The following is a 16,644-nucleotide window of genomic DNA, read 5'->3' as shown; positions in this document are numbered from 1 at the left end:
GTGCTTTAAGTTCGAGCGACGGCGATGGGCGGGTATGCGCTATCTCACCGTTCTCGTTCGCCCGACGGAGAGCGGTGCGTTCCACCCGGTCGGGGAGGCGCTCTCGGCGGCCCCCTCGATCGGTCGGGAAGCCATCCATCAGGTCGAACGACTCGCCGACGGGACGGTGCTGTTGCTCGCGGAGGGGAGCGGCGATCGAGATCGGTACGCGGAGATCATGCGGGACTCGCCACACGTGGTCGATCACATGGTCTCCGGCGAGCGGACCGGGCGGTGGATGGCGGTGAGTCAGTTCGAGCCGACGGCTCCGATGCGCCGGCTCCTCGAACTCGAGCGCGACTCGGACATCGTCATCGAAATGCCGATCCGCATTACCGACGACGGCTCGCTCCGAGTCACCCATCTCGGAAGCGAGTCGGCCCTCCGGACCCTGTTCCGGGAGGTGATGTCGGAACTCCCGCTCACCTTCGAGGTCGTCAAGACGGGGACGTACGAACCCGACGAAAGAGCGTTCACGCGACTGCTAACGGCCCGCCAGCGGGAGGTCCTCGAGGCGGCAGTCGAGGTCGGCTACTACGCCGCACCGCGGCAGGCGACCCACGAGGACGTGGCGGCCGCCGTCGGGATCGCACCGGTGACCGCGGGCGAACATCTCCGCAAGATCGAGCAGCGAGTGTTCGAGGCGCTGGTCCGCTGATCGGGGCCGGGCCGCCCGCGAGACCGCGGCTATAACAGGAGCGCGACCACGGCGAGGATGATGAAAATCAGCACGAAGATCCGTGCGATCTCCATCGAGATGCCGGCGACCCCGCGGGCGCCGACGGCGGCGGCGACGATCGCGAGGACGAAGAAGATGATCGCCCAGTACAGGAACCCACCACCCGTCTGCAGCGGCACGTTCTGCAGCGGCATCGTGAACGAGAACATGCTCATCGCTCCCACGACTGCTCACATAAACCTCCGCGACCGTCCACGACCGTTCTGGGTCCTAAGCCGTGGCTACAGGTCACGAGCGAAGACAGTCCGGGCCGGGGGTTACGCGTCCCCGAAGAACGCGCGACAGAGCTTCGCCTCCGCCGTCCGCAGGTGTTCGTGGAACGTCGGCCGCGAAACACCCATCGACTGGGCGAGTTCCTCGCCGGTCGTCGGCCGGGGCCACTCGAAGTAGCCGCCGAGATAGGCCCGCTGTAGGGCCCCGAACTGGCGGTCGGTCAACGCCTCCTCGAGCCGGGCGGCGAACTCCTGGCGGGTCTCGCCCTCGCGTTCGCGTTGCTGGAACGAACGGACGTCGGTGCCGTCGTAGCGGTCCTCTATGGCCTCGACGATCGAGCGGACGTTCGCCGAGCGGGGGATCTCGAGGGTGACCCGTGCCCGGCCGTCCTCGGCCTCGATCGCCTGCGTTCGGGCGCCCCGTTCCGAGAGCCAGCCGACGAGGCCGGAGTCGCCGGTCAGTTCGACCAGACACTCGTCGTCGTGTTCGACGACGACCCGGCAATCGACCCCCTCGAGGTCCGCGACTGCCGCGGTGAGATCCTCGCCGGTTGCACCGGCGACGGTAAACAGCGATGCCGTCTCGTCGCCGGTGCGATGAACTGACCGGCGGTACTCCAGCCGACAGTCAGCCGCCGACGAGAGTGCTGCCGGCGCGAACGACCGGTCGGCCAGCTCGAGTTCGACGGCGACGACGGCGTCGGTCGCGAGGACCCGGCTCGTTTCGCGGGCATTGACACCGCTTGCGATCGATCGGGCCAGCGCGGAGAGGATGACCGTCTCCCGCTCGTCGACGTCCCGGTCCCGGTCGGCCCGAACCGTCAACACGCCGTACTCGATGCCGTTGTACGACAGCGGCAGGGCGACACAGGTGCGGCCCTCGACCGTGCCGACGGTGGATTCGGTCGTCTCGAGGGTCTCGACGGCGGGATGGTCCGCCCCGGTCTCGAGCTGCTGGCGGTCCGCTCCGCTGCCCGCACTCGAGCGAACGTCGATCGTGCCGGTCGCGGGGTTCCGTTCTCCGATCCAGGCCCCGTCGTAGCCGTCTTCGGCGGCGATCCGCTCACAGACTTCGCTCTCGAGCTCCGATCGATCCGTCGAGCCCGCCACGACCGCGGTCACGTCCTGGATCAGCCCTTCGACGCGATCGAGGATGTACTCGAGTTCCTCGGTCCGTTCCTCGAGTGCGAGTTCGGCCTCCTTGCGCGCGGTGACGTCGTTCTGGAAGCCGACGTAGTTGGTCACCGCGCCGTCCTCGTCGCGGACGGGCGCGATGGTCACCTCGTTCCAGAACTCGGTCCCATCTTTCCGGTAGTTTTTGAGTTCGACGGTCACCGGGTAGTCCTCCGCGACGGCCGCCGCCATCTCCGCGATGGCCGCCTCGCTGGAGTCTTCGCCCTGGAGGAACCGGCAGTTCCGACCGACCACCTCGTCGTACTCGTAGCCGGTCATCTCCTCGTAGGCCTCGTTGACGTACACCAGCGGGTTGTCCTCCATGTCGGGATCGGAGATGGTGATCCCGACCGGCGCCTCCTCGAGCGCGCGGTCCTTGACGAGTCGGTCCCGAGTGCCGGCCAGTGCCCCCTCGTCGTCGGCGCCGGTCGCCCCGCGGTCGAACGTGATCGTCGCGCCGTCGACCCCGCGGTGGATCCGCGCGCCCTGCCGATCGTCGTCGAAATCGACCCGGCGAACGGTGCCGACCGTCGTCTCGTCGATCGCCGTCGCGAGCCGGTCCCAGTAGCCCGGGAGTGCGGTCGCGGCGTCGCGGTCGGCCTCGCCGATCCCGAAGGCGTCGCGCGCGGCCTCGTTCGCGTACGTGATCGTTCCGTCAGCGACCGCCACGAGCGGATCGACGACGTGTTCGAGGGCACGTGCTGCGGCCGCGGGGTCGCCGACGTTACCACGCCGGTCCGCATCCACATCGTCCATACCTCCGTATACGGACGGATCCCTAAGAACCGTTGCGATCGGACGAACAATCCCAGCCGCGTCGCAGGCTAGAGTGTTAAATACTACCACGGTGTAGTGTAACACATGCCAGCGTATCGATCACCGTTCGAGCGGCTCCGGGAGAAGTTCGACGAGGCCGAGCGTCGCTGTCCGGAGTGTGGCTACGTCGACACCGAGGGCGGCTGGCGCGTGACCACGTCCGGCGGCCGGGTCCGCTACCAGTTCGTCTGTCCCACCTGCGACGCCGTCGAAACCCGGGAACTCCGCCTCGAGTGATCGCTCGCCGGGACTCGGGCGACCGCAGCCGTTCGCGAGCGGCGACGCCGACCGTCGTGCGCCCAGTTTCGGACGGAAACCCGCCTTTTTCCGCAGGAGCCGTCGGTAACGAGGAACTGAGACCGACTGGATGGCGCAGAATCGTCGGTTTCAGTCGTCGCGGCGTCGATCCGGCGGGCACTGCCGATCGCTTGCGGTCGGTCGCAGCCGACGCAGTCGAACGGGGGTCGGATGACCGCGATCGATCGGTTCCGGGCTCGAAAGGGCTGTTTTCCCCGGTCTAATCCCGTAACAGTCGACCGGTTTTAGCCGGGGATCGCTCCTACGTCGGTCCGTATGGTTTCACGACCACGAACACTCGGTGTCGCGTTCGTCGCCGTGCTGGTCGCGCTCTCGGGGGGTCCCGCCCTCGCAGGGGCAACCGCACCGGCCGCGAACGACGACGCCGGAGACATGAGCGACACGAGCGCAACGCTACAGAACGTCCAGGTCGGGACGCTGGAACTCGAGAACGTCACGGTTCGAAACGCCACGATCGAAGAACTCAGCGTCCAGCAGTTGGACATCCAGAACAGCGAGGGGCTCCAAGACGCACTGAACGAGTCCGCGGACGACCAGTCCGCCGGCAACGACACCGCGGCCGGCAACGAGTCCGCGGGCGACGAGGTCACGATCTCGAACGTCGCGTTCGAGTCGCTCGCGCTCGAGAACGTCTCGATCGAGGACCTCGGCGGAACCGATGGCGCCAACGCGACCGACAACGAGAGCGCCGCCGGCGAGAACGACTCGTCGGCCGGCATCGCGCAGGCGATCGACGAAGAAACCACGAACGTCACCGTCGGGAACATGACGATCGAGTCGATGACCACGGAGCAACTGACCGTCGAGGACCTGACTGTCGAGGACGACGGTGGCGGCATCCTCTCGGGCATCTCCGACTTCATCGGCGGCCTGTTCGGCGGTGACGGCGACGGCGAGGCCAACGAGAGCGAGAACGCCAGCACACAGGATATCGAGGAACTGACCGTCGAGGAGTTCGACGTCGACGAGATCACGGTCACCTCGATGACCGTCGGCAGCCTCGAGACACAGGCCGACGGGAACGAGACGGCGGGCAACGAGACCGGCGGAAACGAAACGACGGCGAACGAGACTGGAGAGAACGAAACCGCCGGCAACGAGACGGCTGGCAACGAAACGGAACCGACCGGTACCGACGACGAGATGGCGGGCGAGACGATCCCGTCGCTCGAGGCCGGATCGATGACGATCGACGACGTCGCCGCGAGCAGTGTCACCCTCGGTGAAACCGACGGATTACAGGCCGCCCTCGAGCAGCCACAGAGCGAGAACGGGACGGCCACAAACGAGAGCGGAAACGAGACAGCAGCCAACGAAACCGGGTGACGCGGGACGGCGGTTGCCCCGGTCCCCGTAGCCGCTCCGCGGCCTTTCATCGCTGCTCTCCGGCCGACTATGCTTCGCCCGAGTCCCGGTCCGGCCCGAACAGTCGGTAGTACGAGAGTGCGAGGACGGTCCGACCGTCGCGGACCTCGCCGTCGGCCACCGCATCGGTCAGCGCCTCGAGCGACCGGGTTCGGACGCGAATGCTCTCGTTGTGATCGAGGCGCTGTTCGGCGGTCGGCCGACAGCCCCGGGCGACGAAGAGGTGCAATACGGCGTCGGCGATCCCGTTTGCCGGTTCGACGGTCACCAGCGGCTCCAGCTCGTCGGCCTCGTGGCCGGTCTCCTCGGCGAGTTCGCGGCGCGCCGCCGCCTCGAGGTCGTCGTCCTCGGGTTCGGTGCCGCCGACGGGGAGCCCGTGGCTGACCCGGGAGACCGCCTGTCGCCACTCGTCGATACAGACGACGTCACCCTCTGGCGTCAACGGCAGCACACAGACGCTGGCCGGCTCCGAGAGGTAATCGAAGTCGGTTTCGGTCCCGTCGGGGAGTCGAACGGACTCGTTAACGACGTCGAACCCCGGACAGGAGTAGGCTACGCGACGGTCGCGGGTCTCCCACTCGAGCGAATCGGTTGGCACAACGGCGGCTACGGCCGTCCGGGTCAAAAACGCCGCGTCGTGTCCGCGGTCGCGCTCGGGGTGCAGGCAAGCGCCGTTTGCGGCCGGTACCGATCCTACGCGGTCCGTTCCGGTTCGGTCGGCCGACGTACCCGCTCTATAACAAAGCCACAGCGAGGTGAACGTCGTCACTCAGAGGGTGATCCATGGACCAGCTAACTGGCTTCCAACGTGACCTGTTGTACGTGATCGCAGGGAAAGATCGGCCGTCCGGACAGGCCATTCTCGACGATATCAACGACTACATCGAGCAGCCGGTGACACACGGTCGGCTGTATCCGAACCTCGATACGCTCGTCGAGAAAGACCTCGTGGAAAAGGGGCAACTCGATCGCCGGACGAACTACTACGCGCTGACGCCCAAGGGCCGACGCGCACTGCAACGCCGTCAGGAGTGGGTCGACCAGTACGTCGACGTGTGACTTCTGACGCCGTGGCCGTTTTGACCCAGCCCGGGAGCCACGCCTCTCGTCGGTAGACCGATCGGCGGCCGCTGGGCGGCGATCACCGTGCGTCGTCGAGATCGACGACCGTCTCGAGATCCGCCGCGAGCCAGGCATTGAGCTTCGCCTCGGTCGACCCGTCGCGTGGCACGAGCGTACAGCGATCGCATTCCGACTCGTAGCGGACCACGACGGCCTCGAACAGGGCCGCATCGGCGGGTCCGGCTCGGTCGTTGGTCGCGTCCTCGTTGCCAGTTCCCCCGTCGGTCCCGTCAGTAGCGCCGTCCATGGTGATCTCGGCGAGCGTCGTCGCCACCGGTAGTAGGGGCTGGGCGGTAAAAACGGCTACTAGTTGGAGTATAGAGGGGTCACGTGAACTCGGTACCGTTCGAAAACGGCCTCGAGCGCGCCGGCCGTTCGCCAGCCTTCGACACGGCGACACCCCGGCGGCGGGCTCACTTCGACTCGAACGCGACCGTCTCGAGGTCGGCCTCGAGATCCCGCACGTGGTCGTTGAACGCGGTGACGAACGCGGGGACGTCGTCGACCAGTCGGCGAACTTCGGGGGCCGGCGGCGGCCCGTACTGCGAGAGGAGGTAGATCCCGTCCTCGCCGCCGACGCGCAGATAGGAGACTGCGTCGCCGTCCCACTTCAGCTCCCAGCGGGTCCCGTCGATCGTCGTCGCGTAGGTGCCGTAGTCGCCGTCGTAGCGGTGGAGTTGGCCAGCCATCGCGGTACAGACCTCGCGGATCCGCTCGAGGGTTCGATCCCGCTGGGCGGCCAGCTCCGCGGTCGATTCGACCTCGGGGAACGTCTCCGGTACGTCCGCAAAGAGGTCCTCGAACGACCGGACGTACTCGTTGAAGGCCGCGACGAAGGCGTCGTAGTCGGTCATCGCCCGCTCGAGCGCGTCGGGCTCGGGCGGCTGCTTGCTCGAGACGGCGTAGATCTCCGACCCCGACTGGGGCTCGTATCGCAGGTACTGCACGTCGCCGGCCTCGTACTTGAGCGTCCAGCTGCCGGCGTCGGTGGTGAACGTCTTCTGGCCGTAGTCGCCGCCCTGTAAAACGGCCAACTCCCGTGCGATCCGGCCGGCGTGGGTCCGCACCCGGGTCGCCAGCTCGTCGCGCTGCTGGGCGACGTCGTCCGCCCCTTCGACGTCCGCCTCGAGTCCGTCGGTCATCACTCGATCGAGGGGCCGGGGGCCGGTAACGGTTTCGCCACGGGGTGTTGGCAGGACGGTGCGACGCGGGCGGATGAGTTACTCGCTCTCGGTGGTCGTGTTCTCACTCTCGTTATCGCCGCCCGTTTCGTTGGTCGCGTTTTCGGTTTCATTGCCGGCGGTTTCATTGGGGCCGTCGTCCGTACTCGGTTCCTCGTCCTCCTCGATGTCCTGTCCGTTGCCCGTCCCCTCTTCGGCCTCGGTCTCGTCGTCGCTCTCGTTGTCGCCACCGCCGGGTCCGCCACAGCCGGCGAGGAGGGCCGTCGAAGCGACCGCTCCGGTCAGTTGCAGTACGCGTCGCCGAGTCGGGGGCCGGTCGTCGGTCATACGCAACGGGTCGGGAGCGACCCGGATAAGCCGTCAGGCGGCACGTGCGTGGTCGTCTCCGCACGCGGCCGGAACGGGCCAGTCAGGCCGTCGCCGGTCGGTAACGCCTTGATCCCGGTCGATGTAGGCATCACACCCAAGAACGGGGCCGGTGAACCGAGGCCCATGGCCTCGATCCCCGAAGAGTTTCACGACCTGTTCGAGAAGGAAACGTTCGCCCACGTCGCGACGCTGACCGACGAGGGACTACCCCACGTCACGCCGGTCTGGATCGACTACGACGCGGCCGACGACCGCCTGCTGATCAACACCGAGCGGGGCCGCCAGAAGGAGCGCAACGTCCGGAACAACCCGGGCGTCGGCGTCAGCATGACCGATCCCGACGATCCCTACCGATTCCTCTCGGTAATCGGCGAGGTCGAGGAGATCACGACCGACGGCGCTCGAGCCCACATCGACGAACTGGCCCGGCGCTATCAGGACGTCGACGAGTACCAGCCGACGATCGAAACCGAGCGCGTGATTTTGCGGATTCGGCCGGATCGGGTCCTGTGACCCGCCATGGGACGTCGCTCTCGAACGCCAGCGGCCGTCCCGCTGCGAGTCCCCGGTCGAAAATGTGAGCAGCGGAACAGCTATGTTCCTCAGTTTTTAAATATCCCGTATGACGGTGCCGGGAGCGATCGCCGACCCACAGTGGCGCGCGCCGATTATCGCGGGGCTCGCATCGGTTCCGGTCACGCTCGTTCTCCAGTGGCGGTCCGCCGGCAGCTACGTCTTCGTGCCCGTGCTTTTCGCTGGTCTGGTCGTCGGCTATCTGTTCGCCGAGCGACCGCCTTGGAGCCGCCGTGCCGGGATGCGAGCAGGTCTGGTTGGCGGACTCGCCCTGCTTGGGGGCGGGGTTCGGTTCGTCACGGACATCCCCGAGTATTCGTTCCCGATCGGTCTCTCGGTCCTCGCGGGACTCTACACGGTCCTCGTCGTCGTCCTCTACATCGGCTACTTCGGGCTCGTCGGGGGCCTCGGAGGACTCGTCGGCGGCTGGCTGGCGAACAGGATCGGCGGGTCCCGATCGGAGCCCGTCGCGAGGTGACGCGCCACTCGGTCGCGGTCGACGGCGGCTCGAGATCCCGGGGCCGCCTGCAGGGCCGGTGATTAATGCCGACGGTGTGGACGGCCGCCTATGGCAACCACCGCGGCCCTGCTGGTCGACTGTCTCGAGGCGGAGGGCGTCGAACGGGTCTTCGGCGTGCCGGGCGAGGAGATCGAGGATCTGCTGTTCGCGCTGCGGGCGTCGACGATCCGCTTTATTCCGACGCGTCACGAACAGGGCGCGGCGTTCATGGCCGACGTCCACGGCCGGCTGACCGGCGCGGCCGGCGTCTGTCTGTCGACGCTCGGCCCCGGCGCGACGAACCTGATGACCGGCGTCGCCGACGCCCAACTGGACAAGAGCCCCGTCGTCGCGATCACGGGTCAGGGCGGCCGCGAGCGGCTGCACAAGGAGAGCCACCAGGCGCTGGACGTCGTCGACGTCTTCGAGCCGATCGTCGAGTGGAACACCCAGATCGGGGAGCCCGAGATCGCCCCCGAGTCGGTACGCAAGGCGTTCAAACTCGCCGAGTACGAGAAGCCGGGCGCGACCCACCTCGAGTTTCCCGAAGACGTCGCGGCGACCGAGATCGACGCGGAGCCGATCGACCGTCGCGATCCGGTCCGGCGGCCGGATCCGGACGACGAGTCGGCCGCGCGGGCCGCCCAATTGATCGCCGACGCCGAGCGGCCGCTCCTGCTGGCGGGCAACGGCGCGGTCCGGACCCGCGCGTCGGAGCAGGTCCGGGCGGTCGTCGACCGCGTCGGACTCCCAGTCGTCGAGACCTACATGGGAAAGGGGGCGATCTCGGACCGCGAGCCCGCCTCGCTGATGACGCTCGATTCGGGCCCGGACGAGGAGGCCGCGCGGGCGATCGAGCGGGCCGACTGCGTCGTCGCCGTCGGCTACGACATCGCCGAACACGATCCACAGGGGTGGAATCCGGACCGCGAGAAGACCATTATCCACGTCGACTACGAGCCCGCGGAGGTCTATCGCCACTACAACCCCGACGTCGAGATCGTCGCCGACGTCGGCGCGGCGCTGTCGGCCATCGCCGACGACCTCTCCGCGGCGGCCTGTTCGCTGTGGTGTGACGACCTCCACGACCGGCTGCTCGAGGGCGTGACGGAGCCGCCGACCGACGGCGACCCGGTGACGGTGCGAAACGCCCTCCCGCTCCTACGCGAGGCGATGGCCGATTCCGACGTACTAGTCTCGGACGTGGGCAGTCACAAGATGGCCATCGCCCAGTCGTTCCCGACCTACGAGCCGAACACCTGCGTGATCTCGAACGGGCTGGCGAGCATGGGGATCGCCGTCCCGGGCGCGCTGGCGGCCGATCTGGCCGTCGATGCGAACGTCGTGGCGGGCACCGGCGACGGCGGGTTCCTGATGAACGCGGCCGAACTCGAGACCGCGACCAGACTGGACTGTGGCTTTACCACCGTCGTCTTCGACGACGAGGACTACGGGCTCATTTCGGAGAAACAGGAGGCCCACCGGGACGACCACACCGGGACCGAACTGACGACGCCGGACCTGGTGACCTTCGCCGAGAGCTTCGGGATCGAGGCCTACCGCCCCGACGGGTGGGACGAACTCGAGGCGGCGTTCGCCGGGGCCGTCCCGTCGGACGAACTGGCAGTGATCCAGGTCAGACTCGAGTGAGCGACGACGGGCCGCCGGCCGTCGACGGCAGGGGCGCGTCGGCCGGCGCGGACAGAAGCTACTTGAACGATTAGGCGTATCCGGACGTATGTTCACTCGGCAGCCGCGCGGCCGCGTCCCGGGGCGGGCGGCGACGACAGACGGTGACGGTACGTGACCGACGCCGACGGGAGCAACGTGGATCGGCGAACGGTACTCGGCGCGCTCGCCGGCGTCGGCGGGGCCGCCCTCGCCGGCTGTTCGGCGTTCGAACGGGAGAGCGACGCCGAAACCGAGCAACTGGACGATGACGCGGCGCGGGAGCTGGCCGAGCGGTTCGCCCCGACGTTGTACTTCGACAGCCGAGAGCCGTGGTTCCCGACGGACCCTCGGCCCTACGAAAGCGAGCGCGACGGCGACACCGTCGTCGACGGCTTCGACGCGCTCGAGGGGTACCACGCCCGGGCGAGCGACGGGGAGCCGCCGAACCCGGCCGTCTTCTACCACGCCGTCGCGTACGAGGACTCGCCGCTGGCGGCCGTCCAGTTCTGGTCGTACTCGGCGTTCGACCAGTTCACGACCAACTTCCACTGGCACGACTGGGAGGTACTCCATGTCTTCGTCGACACCGAGACCGACGAGCCCCAACTGTACGTCGCCAGCTCCCACTCCAGAAAGGTCCCCAACAACGAGTTCCTGGATCCCGACCCCGACGCCGTCCCACGGGTCCTCTCGGAACTGGGCTCGCACTCGAGTACGCTCTCGGTCAACGATGTCCCGGATCGCTTCCAGCGGGTCGCCGTCGAGGACCTGCTGGCGGACATCACGAACACGGCAATCGAAGGGATCGAGGACCTCGCCGAGATCCCGCTGGCGTACGGGCTGCCCCGCGACGAGGGCTCGCGACTCCCCTACGTCGTTCCGGAGTACGAGGGCGCGCCGCTGTACGACCACGAGGACCTGCCGTCCGTCACCCGCGACTCGTTGATCGACGCGGCGGTGACGGTCCGCTCGTTCGACGCGCTGACATCGCCGCCGACCGATCTCCCGGCCCGCGAAACGGGGCTGGTCTTCGACCACCGCGAGCGCGCCGGCGACGCCGACGTCGCGTACGACCTCGTCCCGACCGCCGACCTCGAGCATATCACCGAGTTTTCGGGGCCGCAACTGAGCTTCGAGTTCGCCGTCCCCGACGCCGTCGAGGACGCCGTCGCCGGCCACATCACGGCGACCGGTACCCCGTGGAGCCAGCCCCGCTACGAGAACCCGGCGGCGGACATCTCCGCGCCGAACCACCGAGAAGCGCTGGCCGACCGCTACGATGCCATCGGTGACCCTGCACCGATAAACACCGTCGTCAGCGAGATCACGGCGGCGGTGACGGCCGACGACGCGCCGACCGACGAGGGGCTGACGACGACCGCGACGGGGGTCGAATCGGTCGTCCTGCTCGAGAGCGACCCCGAAGCCGTACCGACCTTCGACGGCGTGGCCGTCGTGCAGGACGTGCCGGCCGGCGACCACCGGCTGACCGCCAACGGGGCCGGGACGGCACCCCACAGCGAGCGCGTCACCGTGGCCGACGACGGCGCGACGACAGCGGCCGGCGTCGACGGCGAGATCCCGCTGGTCGCCCGCGAGCGTGCGACGAAACTCGAGGTCGGCGGCGAGGAAAGCGACGCATCCCTCTCGCGGGTGGCCCTCGAGGACGACTTCGCCGGGCGGCTCTACGAGTCGGCGGTCGAGGGCGGCGACGCGGTCTACGTCCACGACGGCGGGGCCTACACGACCGAGGTCCGGGACGCCGACGACGAGATCGGTGCCTATCGAATCAACCCCGATCCCGGCACCGAGGAACCGGTCCGAATCGACCGCCCCGAGACCGGCACGGCATCGTTGGCGTCGTTCGTCGCGGAAATCGCCGCGGAGACGCAGGCGGCGGTCGCCGCGGTCGAACCCGAGGGCGATACGGACGACAACGGTTCGTCGAACCCCGTCACCGGTCTCGAGCGCGCCCTCGCGGCCGTCGCCGACGCCGCCAGCCGGGCCGCCGAGCGGGCGCGTGCCGGCGACCGCGGGAACGCCGACAAGCAACTCGAGACCGTCCGGGACCGGCTCGAGCGGGTCGGGGAGCGTCTCGCCGCAGCGGAGGAAGACATGCCCGCGTCGCTCTCGCGAGCGACCGAGAAGCGTCTCGAACAGGCCGATCGGCGCGCCGAACAGGCCCGGGCGTCCGAGACGCTGTGAGGGCGGTCGTCGCCGACAGCGTCCAGTGCGGATGTCGTTGTGCGTAGCGATCGCGATGATCGCGACGCAATCGACCCGCTGGACGGGGTCGAGCGGGTACTCGACCGCGAAGGTTTTCCGTTTGGGTGTCGTTAACAATAAACAGAGATGGGGTCGGGTCCGTGACGAAATCCGACGACGAGCGGGAGAAAGCCGCTGGTATCTGCCGACGCTGCGGGGAACTGTTTACGGTGTGGGAATCCTGCGACGGGACCGTCCGGCCAGTGAGTCCCCACAATGCCTGTTCGTGTACGGACCCGTCGCTGCGGGTCATCGACGGGGGCGAGGTCTTCGAGGACGAAGATGCGGACTCGGACGAAAACGGAACGGCACATCCCGGGGTGTGACCGCCTCGAGCGAAGTACACCAGTCGGCGGGTATGATCCTATCGCTGGCGGTGTTCACGACAGACATCGATCGCAACCGGGAAGAGGTGAATCGACGGTTTTCGGTTCTCGTCGGGTATGATTCGAGAGTCACGTCAAGCGAGGTTATTACGGGATCCGTAAGACGAACACGGGGAACCCGACTCCCGTTCGTGGTTCGGTGTCGACAGTTCAACGAAAGCGCGATTATAACTAGTTCTATACTGCCGGGAAGGGCACCAATGGTGATGATCAGTTCCGAAATAATATGTCCTGTCGGGGGAAGGCTGTGAGACGCTCTTTACCCAACCTTTACCTTATTAGTAGATATATAGGAATAATATAAAAATACAATAATTTAATTGTTTCAGGGTAGGGTGGATGGTTGATAAAAATCACCGTTTCGGACGACGAACAGTTCTGAAATCGTTAGGCGCTTCAGTCGGCGGGATAACGCTCGGCGTTGGCGCTAGCGGAGTCGGTAGTGCAGCGCCGACTAGCACGCCATACGATCCAAACTGGGTTGAGTCCGATGTCGGGAAAGAACACGAGTCGTGGGACCGAGACGAACCCAAGCCCGACATGTACATGAGTACCTATCAGGGTGTGGCAGAAGTCGGCGTAAGTGTCCATCGCGTCCTTTCGTTAGTGGGTGTCGAACACCTCGATGATCCGTTCCGCTTAAACACGAGTCACTCCTACCTTTATGCGTTTAATTTCGCATCATTCGGGGCAGGTATTTGGAAACAATACCAAAATCTGTACCAAGGCGAAGGCGGAACGATCACCGATCCAAAGACAATCCCCTCACTATTCGAGGCTGATCATACAATGGAACTGGAGGTACAGAATACGAACCAAACGGACATGCTCAACGAGGACAATGCGAAATTCGCGGCACTTGACGGCCTACTAACCCAACATGTCGATGATGTCGGCACGGGTTCCGAGTGGCTGTCTGCCACGAGTACTGAAGATATCGATTATGATCAGATAGACGCAGTAAATGACAAATTTGCGCAGGGGGCAGGACTCGCTCTCGGGATCGGTAGCACGATCGCTAGCGGCGGGGTTGCAACCCTGCTGGGTGGGGCCGGAGTCACGCTTTCGGCCGCAAATATGATCGACGAGATGAGTGATGAGGACCTCGGAATTGACACTGCTGATAACGGCCAGCACTGGCAGATGGATTTCAACGGGAGTGGTAGCATTCCTGCATACCTAGCAGGCGTTTATTTCACACTAGAAGTCCCACCAGGTGAAGGATTCACTTTAGAGGTGAACGACGATTATAGTATCGACGAACCGCTGTATTCACAGCAGTCTAAGTATTCGGAGGCCGACGAGATGTTGTCGAGTCATGATAGCGACACGTTCCTCGTTGATATCAAGCCTAATTGGACGGAGAACGAGGATTACATCAGCGAGCCAGAGGTCCTCTAACGTCAGAATCGTCCAATTGTGAGCCATACGATGGACTGATCGCATAAACGCATACATTTCACCTTCCTTTTCTATATCCTTACCTGTACAGTAGAATTGATAGCCCTCCCGGTAGCTCACTACGAGCGGCGGAACGTTACCGACACGAATTCGAACTGGGCAAGACGGTCGCGTTCACCTCGTTCGCACGCTGCGACTTACTGGCTCGAATTCGCTTGGCGAAACGACTTCCCCGCACTCGGAGCGCTTCGCTGTCGCTCGGCGTTCGTAGAGTGCGGGAACGGTAGTGGGCCGGCGCGAATTCGAATCATGCGAGACTCGCGGTACTCGTCTCGCTTGCTCTCGTTCGCTTCGTCGCCGACCTGCGGCCGGCTTCCAGCGGGACCGCCGGTCCCGCACCGCTCACGAGAACGCAGTTACGGCCACCCGACGGTCGTCACTGGACGAACGAAAGTGGGGAAAAGTGGGCCGGCGCGAATTCGAATCGCGGTTACGGCCACCCGAAGGCCGAAGGATACCAAGCTACCCCACCGGCCCGCAATCGGAACGTACGCGGCCGGGCGTTTAACGCTTGCGAAAGCCGCCGTCCGACCGCCCGAGGGGAGTCGGCCCCCGCGAGCCTCAGCACCGCTCGTAGCCGTCGGTGTCCAGATAGTGGTGCGCGACGGTGATCGCCTGATCGGCGTGCAGGAGTTCCGGCCCCAGCCGAAGCCGCTGCTCCGCGTGCGCCTCGAGCAGCGCCGCTTCGTCGGCGGTGAAATCCCGATGGTCCGACAGCACGAAGATCCCGTCGGCGAGCGTCGTGGGGTCGACGTCGACGACGGCGTCGCCCTCCTCGTGGAGTTGGATCACCGGACCGTCGTCGGCAATTTCCTCGAGGGTCCCCTCGAACCCGCGCCGGTACAGCTCGACCCCGGGGCTGGGCTCGGCCGGGAGGGCACCGATGGCGTCCTCGCGATGCTCGAGGGCGTTGCGGACCAGCGCGGCGGTACTGCGTTCGTCAGGATTGAGCCGCTGTAGCTCGCGTCCGTCGAAGGTAATGGTGAGTTCGTCCTGTGCGACCAGGTGGACGCGGACGGCCTCCCGGATGCCGTGGGAGGTAACGAACGCGGCGGTGATCGATCGACAGAGCGCGTCGAGGCGACCGGCCCCGCCCGCGAGGTCGTCCAGCGAGAAGTCGGGCTCGGTTGGGACGTCGTGACCGAGCAACACGAACTGGCGCATACCGGTGCAACGAGGACGAACGGAATAGCTGCCACGGTTCCGGATCGGCGGTTCGGCCCGACAACTGTGAAACGATCGATAACATATATCACGGTGATTCTCTAGATTGGGAATATGTCACGCTCGGACGACGAGTTACCGATCACGGACGGTGGTGCGTCGGTTCGAATGCAGTACGAAGAGCCGACGGCGATCGTCGACACCGTCGTACGGGGCGTCGAAGCCGTCGATGAACCGCCGGCTCCCGACCGGCCACTCTACGACTGGATCGAGCCGGAGGCGATGGTCGACCTGTTCGCCCACGCCGCGGCGAAAGGCGGCGACGTGCGCCTCGAGTTCGCGGTCGGGGACTGTAGGGTCGTCGTCACGAGCGCGGGGACGGTCGCGGTCCGCAACGATCCGGTCCGCATCTGCCCGACGGAGTGAGCCGTCGTAAACGGGCCTACGCGGTCACCCACCGCTCGAGCGGGGCGGTCACGAGCCCCAGTCCCGGCATGCCGTCGCGATACCAGACGACGGCCCCGACGGCGAACAGGCCGAACTGGACCCACTCGAAGGCCCCGAGTTCGTAGTAGCTGAGGATGGCATCGAGGATGCCGGCGACCGGCTCCTCCGGTGGCGGCTCGAGGACCGGCCACAGGAGATAGGTCGCGCCGGAAAAGTCACCGCCAAACACCGCCGGCGGAACGTCGGCCAGCAGGTGCGAGCCATAGCCCACGAGAAAGCCGACGCCGAGCGGGCGACGCCGCAGTCGCGTCGCGACGGCCAGCACCGCCACCACGAGGGCGGCGAGGGCGAACACCGAGTGTGAGAGGGTCCGCCCGCCGGGCAAGATTCCGACGTTCCACGCGAGGGGCTTGTCGATCAGGTCCGGCGTCTGTGAGCCGACGGCGAGGGCGATTGCCGGCAGGGCACGCGGCGGGCGGCCGAACCGGCGGTGAACGACGGCAGTGTACAGCAGATAGGCGACGGCGAGGTGTCCCCAAGGCCACATCCAGAGAGGCTACTCCGGAAACCGGCATAGGCGCTTCGACTCGCCGCCGTCGGGCTGCATAGGCATGGCCAACCGGTTTCCCCGTCTCGAGTATGGAGTGCGTATATGGCGAAATCAGAGTCGTCGCAGTCCGGCGGTAGTCGGCGGTTGCTCGCGATCCTCGAGGGGCGGCCCTGCCCGGACTGCGCCGACGGCGAACTCGAGCGGGACAGCTACAAGGACAAGCGAGCGGTCGTCTGCGACAGCTGTGGCACGCCGCGGGCGCAGGTCTGGACCGGCTAGCGCTCGAGGGACCGA

20 protein-coding genes and 1 tRNA gene are annotated in these 16,644 nt (G+C 66.4%); 12 read left to right on the top strand and 9 right to left on the bottom strand.

The genetic code is table 11. The features are described 5' to 3' along the window. The first annotated feature begins 34 nt into the window (after positions 1-34). Entirely contained in the window at positions 35-697 is a 663-nt protein-coding gene (locus tag ACSBP4_RS09535) for a helix-turn-helix domain-containing protein (RefSeq protein ID WP_006650179.1), read from the top strand. A gap of 29 nt (positions 698-726) precedes the next feature. Here the strand turns inward: ACSBP4_RS09535 and ACSBP4_RS09530 are convergent, their stop codons facing one another. Next, positions 727-927 carry a DUF1328 family protein gene (locus ACSBP4_RS09530; RefSeq protein WP_006650178.1) on the bottom strand — a complete coding sequence of 67 codons (201 nt, stop codon included), beginning with the start codon at positions 925-927 and terminating at the stop codon, positions 727-729. A gap of 108 nt (positions 928-1,035) precedes the next feature. Then, a complete protein-coding gene (locus tag ACSBP4_RS09525; protein ID WP_435552074.1) occupies positions 1,036-2,919 on the bottom strand; it encodes a bacterio-opsin activator domain-containing protein in 1,884 nt (627 codons plus the stop codon). 105 nt (positions 2,920-3,024) lie between these two features. Between ACSBP4_RS09525 and ACSBP4_RS09520 the strand changes: the two genes are divergently transcribed. Both ACSBP4_RS09520 and ACSBP4_RS09515 read left to right on the top strand, forming a co-directional pair. Then, complete coding sequence (locus ACSBP4_RS09520) at positions 3,025-3,216, top strand: HVO_0649 family zinc finger protein (protein ID WP_435552073.1); 192 nt, start codon at positions 3,025-3,027, stop codon at positions 3,214-3,216. Positions 3,217-3,552: 336 nt separating this feature from the next. Then, positions 3,553-4,623, top strand: a complete 1,071-nt coding sequence (locus ACSBP4_RS09515) for a hypothetical protein (RefSeq protein WP_435552072.1) — start codon at positions 3,553-3,555, stop codon at positions 4,621-4,623. A 67-nt stretch (positions 4,624-4,690) separates the two neighbouring features. Here ACSBP4_RS09515 and ACSBP4_RS09510 read toward each other — a convergent pair whose 3' ends face one another. Then, positions 4,691-5,260: an NUDIX hydrolase gene (locus ACSBP4_RS09510; protein ID WP_435552071.1), complete on the bottom strand. Its 570-nt coding sequence runs from the start codon at positions 5,258-5,260 to the stop codon at positions 4,691-4,693. A gap of 185 nt (positions 5,261-5,445) precedes the next feature. Between ACSBP4_RS09510 and ACSBP4_RS09505 the strand changes: the two genes are divergently transcribed. After that, positions 5,446-5,721, top strand: coding sequence for a PadR family transcriptional regulator (locus ACSBP4_RS09505; RefSeq protein WP_006181375.1), 276 nt, complete (start codon positions 5,446-5,448; stop codon positions 5,719-5,721). An 82-nt stretch (positions 5,722-5,803) separates the two neighbouring features. Here ACSBP4_RS09505 and ACSBP4_RS09500 read toward each other — a convergent pair whose 3' ends face one another. The 3 genes from ACSBP4_RS09500 to ACSBP4_RS09490 form a co-directional block, all read right to left on the bottom strand. Next, complete coding sequence (locus ACSBP4_RS09500) at positions 5,804-6,058, bottom strand: DUF7511 domain-containing protein (RefSeq protein ID WP_435552070.1); 255 nt, start codon at positions 6,056-6,058, stop codon at positions 5,804-5,806. A 139-nt stretch (positions 6,059-6,197) separates the two neighbouring features. Beyond that, a complete protein-coding gene (locus tag ACSBP4_RS09495; RefSeq protein WP_049905808.1) occupies positions 6,198-6,926 on the bottom strand; it encodes a hypothetical protein in 729 nt (242 codons plus the stop codon). Between the two features lie 78 nt (positions 6,927-7,004). Next, the gene (locus ACSBP4_RS09490) at positions 7,005-7,292 is read right to left on the bottom strand and encodes a hypothetical protein (RefSeq protein WP_435552069.1); all 288 of its coding nucleotides are present in this window, start codon (positions 7,290-7,292) and stop codon (positions 7,005-7,007) included. Positions 7,293-7,457: 165 nt separating this feature from the next. On the opposite strand from ACSBP4_RS09490, the gene ACSBP4_RS09485 reads away from it, so the two are divergent. From ACSBP4_RS09485 to ACSBP4_RS09460, 6 genes are all read left to right on the top strand, one after another. Then, a complete protein-coding gene (locus ACSBP4_RS09485) occupies positions 7,458-7,847 on the top strand; it encodes a PPOX class F420-dependent oxidoreductase (protein WP_435552068.1) in 390 nt (129 codons plus the stop codon). 109 nt (positions 7,848-7,956) lie between these two features. Then, the gene (locus ACSBP4_RS09480; RefSeq protein ID WP_435552067.1) at positions 7,957-8,385 is read left to right on the top strand and encodes a DUF5518 domain-containing protein; all 429 of its coding nucleotides are present in this window, start codon (positions 7,957-7,959) and stop codon (positions 8,383-8,385) included. A gap of 90 nt (positions 8,386-8,475) precedes the next feature. Then, positions 8,476-10,056 carry an acetolactate synthase large subunit gene (locus ACSBP4_RS09475; RefSeq protein ID WP_435552066.1) on the top strand — a complete coding sequence of 527 codons (1,581 nt, stop codon included), beginning with the start codon at positions 8,476-8,478 and terminating at the stop codon, positions 10,054-10,056. A 153-nt stretch (positions 10,057-10,209) separates the two neighbouring features. Then, complete coding sequence (locus ACSBP4_RS09470; protein WP_435552065.1) at positions 10,210-12,282, top strand: hypothetical protein; 2,073 nt, start codon at positions 10,210-10,212, stop codon at positions 12,280-12,282. 161 nt (positions 12,283-12,443) lie between these two features. Next, positions 12,444-12,668, top strand: coding sequence for a hypothetical protein (locus tag ACSBP4_RS09465; protein WP_006650166.1), 225 nt, complete (start codon positions 12,444-12,446; stop codon positions 12,666-12,668). A gap of 399 nt (positions 12,669-13,067) precedes the next feature. Further along, on the top strand, positions 13,068-14,129 hold the full coding sequence (locus ACSBP4_RS09460) for a hypothetical protein (protein WP_373631357.1): 1,062 nt from the start codon (positions 13,068-13,070) through the stop codon (positions 14,127-14,129). A gap of 464 nt (positions 14,130-14,593) precedes the next feature. Here the strand turns inward: ACSBP4_RS09460 and ACSBP4_RS09455 are convergent. Further along, positions 14,594-14,666, bottom strand: a tRNA-Pro gene (locus tag ACSBP4_RS09455). Between the two features lie 84 nt (positions 14,667-14,750). Further along, the gene (gene trmY, locus ACSBP4_RS09450; protein WP_435552064.1) at positions 14,751-15,353 is read right to left on the bottom strand and encodes a tRNA (pseudouridine(54)-N(1))-methyltransferase TrmY; all 603 of its coding nucleotides are present in this window, start codon (positions 15,351-15,353) and stop codon (positions 14,751-14,753) included. 114 nt (positions 15,354-15,467) lie between these two features. Here trmY and ACSBP4_RS09445 point away from each other — a divergent pair, with 114 nt between their 5' ends. Next, entirely contained in the window at positions 15,468-15,779 is a 312-nt protein-coding gene (locus ACSBP4_RS09445) for a HalOD1 output domain-containing protein (protein WP_049964926.1), read from the top strand. Between the two features lie 16 nt (positions 15,780-15,795). Here the strand turns inward: ACSBP4_RS09445 and ACSBP4_RS09440 are convergent, their stop codons facing one another. Further along, positions 15,796-16,347 (bottom strand): metal-dependent hydrolase, encoded by a 552-nt coding sequence (locus ACSBP4_RS09440; protein WP_006650163.1) that lies wholly within the window; start codon positions 16,345-16,347, stop codon positions 15,796-15,798. Positions 16,348-16,452: 105 nt separating this feature from the next. Here ACSBP4_RS09440 and ACSBP4_RS09435 point away from each other — a divergent pair, with 105 nt between their 5' ends. Further along, a complete protein-coding gene (locus ACSBP4_RS09435; RefSeq protein WP_006181385.1) occupies positions 16,453-16,629 on the top strand; it encodes an HVO_A0556 family zinc finger protein in 177 nt (58 codons plus the stop codon). The last annotated feature ends 15 nt before the right edge of the window (positions 16,630-16,644 follow it).

This window comes from Natrinema sp. CGMCC1.2065 (assembly GCF_051225675.1).
In the GTDB taxonomy this organism is placed as follows: Archaea; Halobacteriota; Halobacteria; order Halobacteriales; family Natrialbaceae; genus Natrinema; species Natrinema thermotolerans.
The sequence above is the reverse complement of the archived record's forward strand: the minus strand, read 5'-3'. Positions and strand labels throughout refer to the sequence as shown.

What these genes read in the sequence shown, in the direction of transcription:
- ACSBP4_RS09480 (WP_435552067.1), top strand. Translation starts at nt 7,957, where the DNA reads ATGACGGTGCCGGGAGCGATCGCCGACCCACAGTGGCGCGCGCCGATT.
- trmY (WP_435552064.1), bottom strand. Translation starts at nt 15,353, where the DNA reads ATGCGCCAGTTCGTGTTGCTCGGTCACGACGTCCCAACCGAGCCCGAC.
- ACSBP4_RS09485 (WP_435552068.1), top strand. Translation starts at nt 7,458, where the DNA reads ATGGCCTCGATCCCCGAAGAGTTTCACGACCTGTTCGAGAAGGAAACG.
- ACSBP4_RS09445 (WP_049964926.1), top strand. Translation starts at nt 15,468, where the DNA reads ATGTCACGCTCGGACGACGAGTTACCGATCACGGACGGTGGTGCGTCG.
- ACSBP4_RS09435 (WP_006181385.1), top strand. Translation starts at nt 16,453, where the DNA reads ATGGCGAAATCAGAGTCGTCGCAGTCCGGCGGTAGTCGGCGGTTGCTC.
- ACSBP4_RS09530 (WP_006650178.1), bottom strand. Translation starts at nt 927, where the DNA reads ATGTTCTCGTTCACGATGCCGCTGCAGAACGTGCCGCTGCAGACGGGT.
- ACSBP4_RS09535 (WP_006650179.1), top strand. Translation starts at nt 35, where the DNA reads ATGCGCTATCTCACCGTTCTCGTTCGCCCGACGGAGAGCGGTGCGTTC.
- ACSBP4_RS09440 (WP_006650163.1), bottom strand. Translation starts at nt 16,347, where the DNA reads ATGTGGCCTTGGGGACACCTCGCCGTCGCCTATCTGCTGTACACTGCC.
- ACSBP4_RS09495 (WP_049905808.1), bottom strand. Translation starts at nt 6,926, where the DNA reads ATGACCGACGGACTCGAGGCGGACGTCGAAGGGGCGGACGACGTCGCC.
- ACSBP4_RS09525 (WP_435552074.1), bottom strand. Translation starts at nt 2,919, where the DNA reads ATGGACGATGTGGATGCGGACCGGCGTGGTAACGTCGGCGACCCCGCG.
- ACSBP4_RS09460 (WP_373631357.1), top strand. Translation starts at nt 13,068, where the DNA reads ATGGTTGATAAAAATCACCGTTTCGGACGACGAACAGTTCTGAAATCG.
- ACSBP4_RS09505 (WP_006181375.1), top strand. Translation starts at nt 5,446, where the DNA reads ATGGACCAGCTAACTGGCTTCCAACGTGACCTGTTGTACGTGATCGCA.
- ACSBP4_RS09520 (WP_435552073.1), top strand. Translation starts at nt 3,025, where the DNA reads ATGCCAGCGTATCGATCACCGTTCGAGCGGCTCCGGGAGAAGTTCGAC.
- ACSBP4_RS09490 (WP_435552069.1), bottom strand. Translation starts at nt 7,292, where the DNA reads ATGACCGACGACCGGCCCCCGACTCGGCGACGCGTACTGCAACTGACC.
- ACSBP4_RS09475 (WP_435552066.1), top strand. Translation starts at nt 8,476, where the DNA reads ATGGCAACCACCGCGGCCCTGCTGGTCGACTGTCTCGAGGCGGAGGGC.
- ACSBP4_RS09515 (WP_435552072.1), top strand. Translation starts at nt 3,553, where the DNA reads ATGGTTTCACGACCACGAACACTCGGTGTCGCGTTCGTCGCCGTGCTG.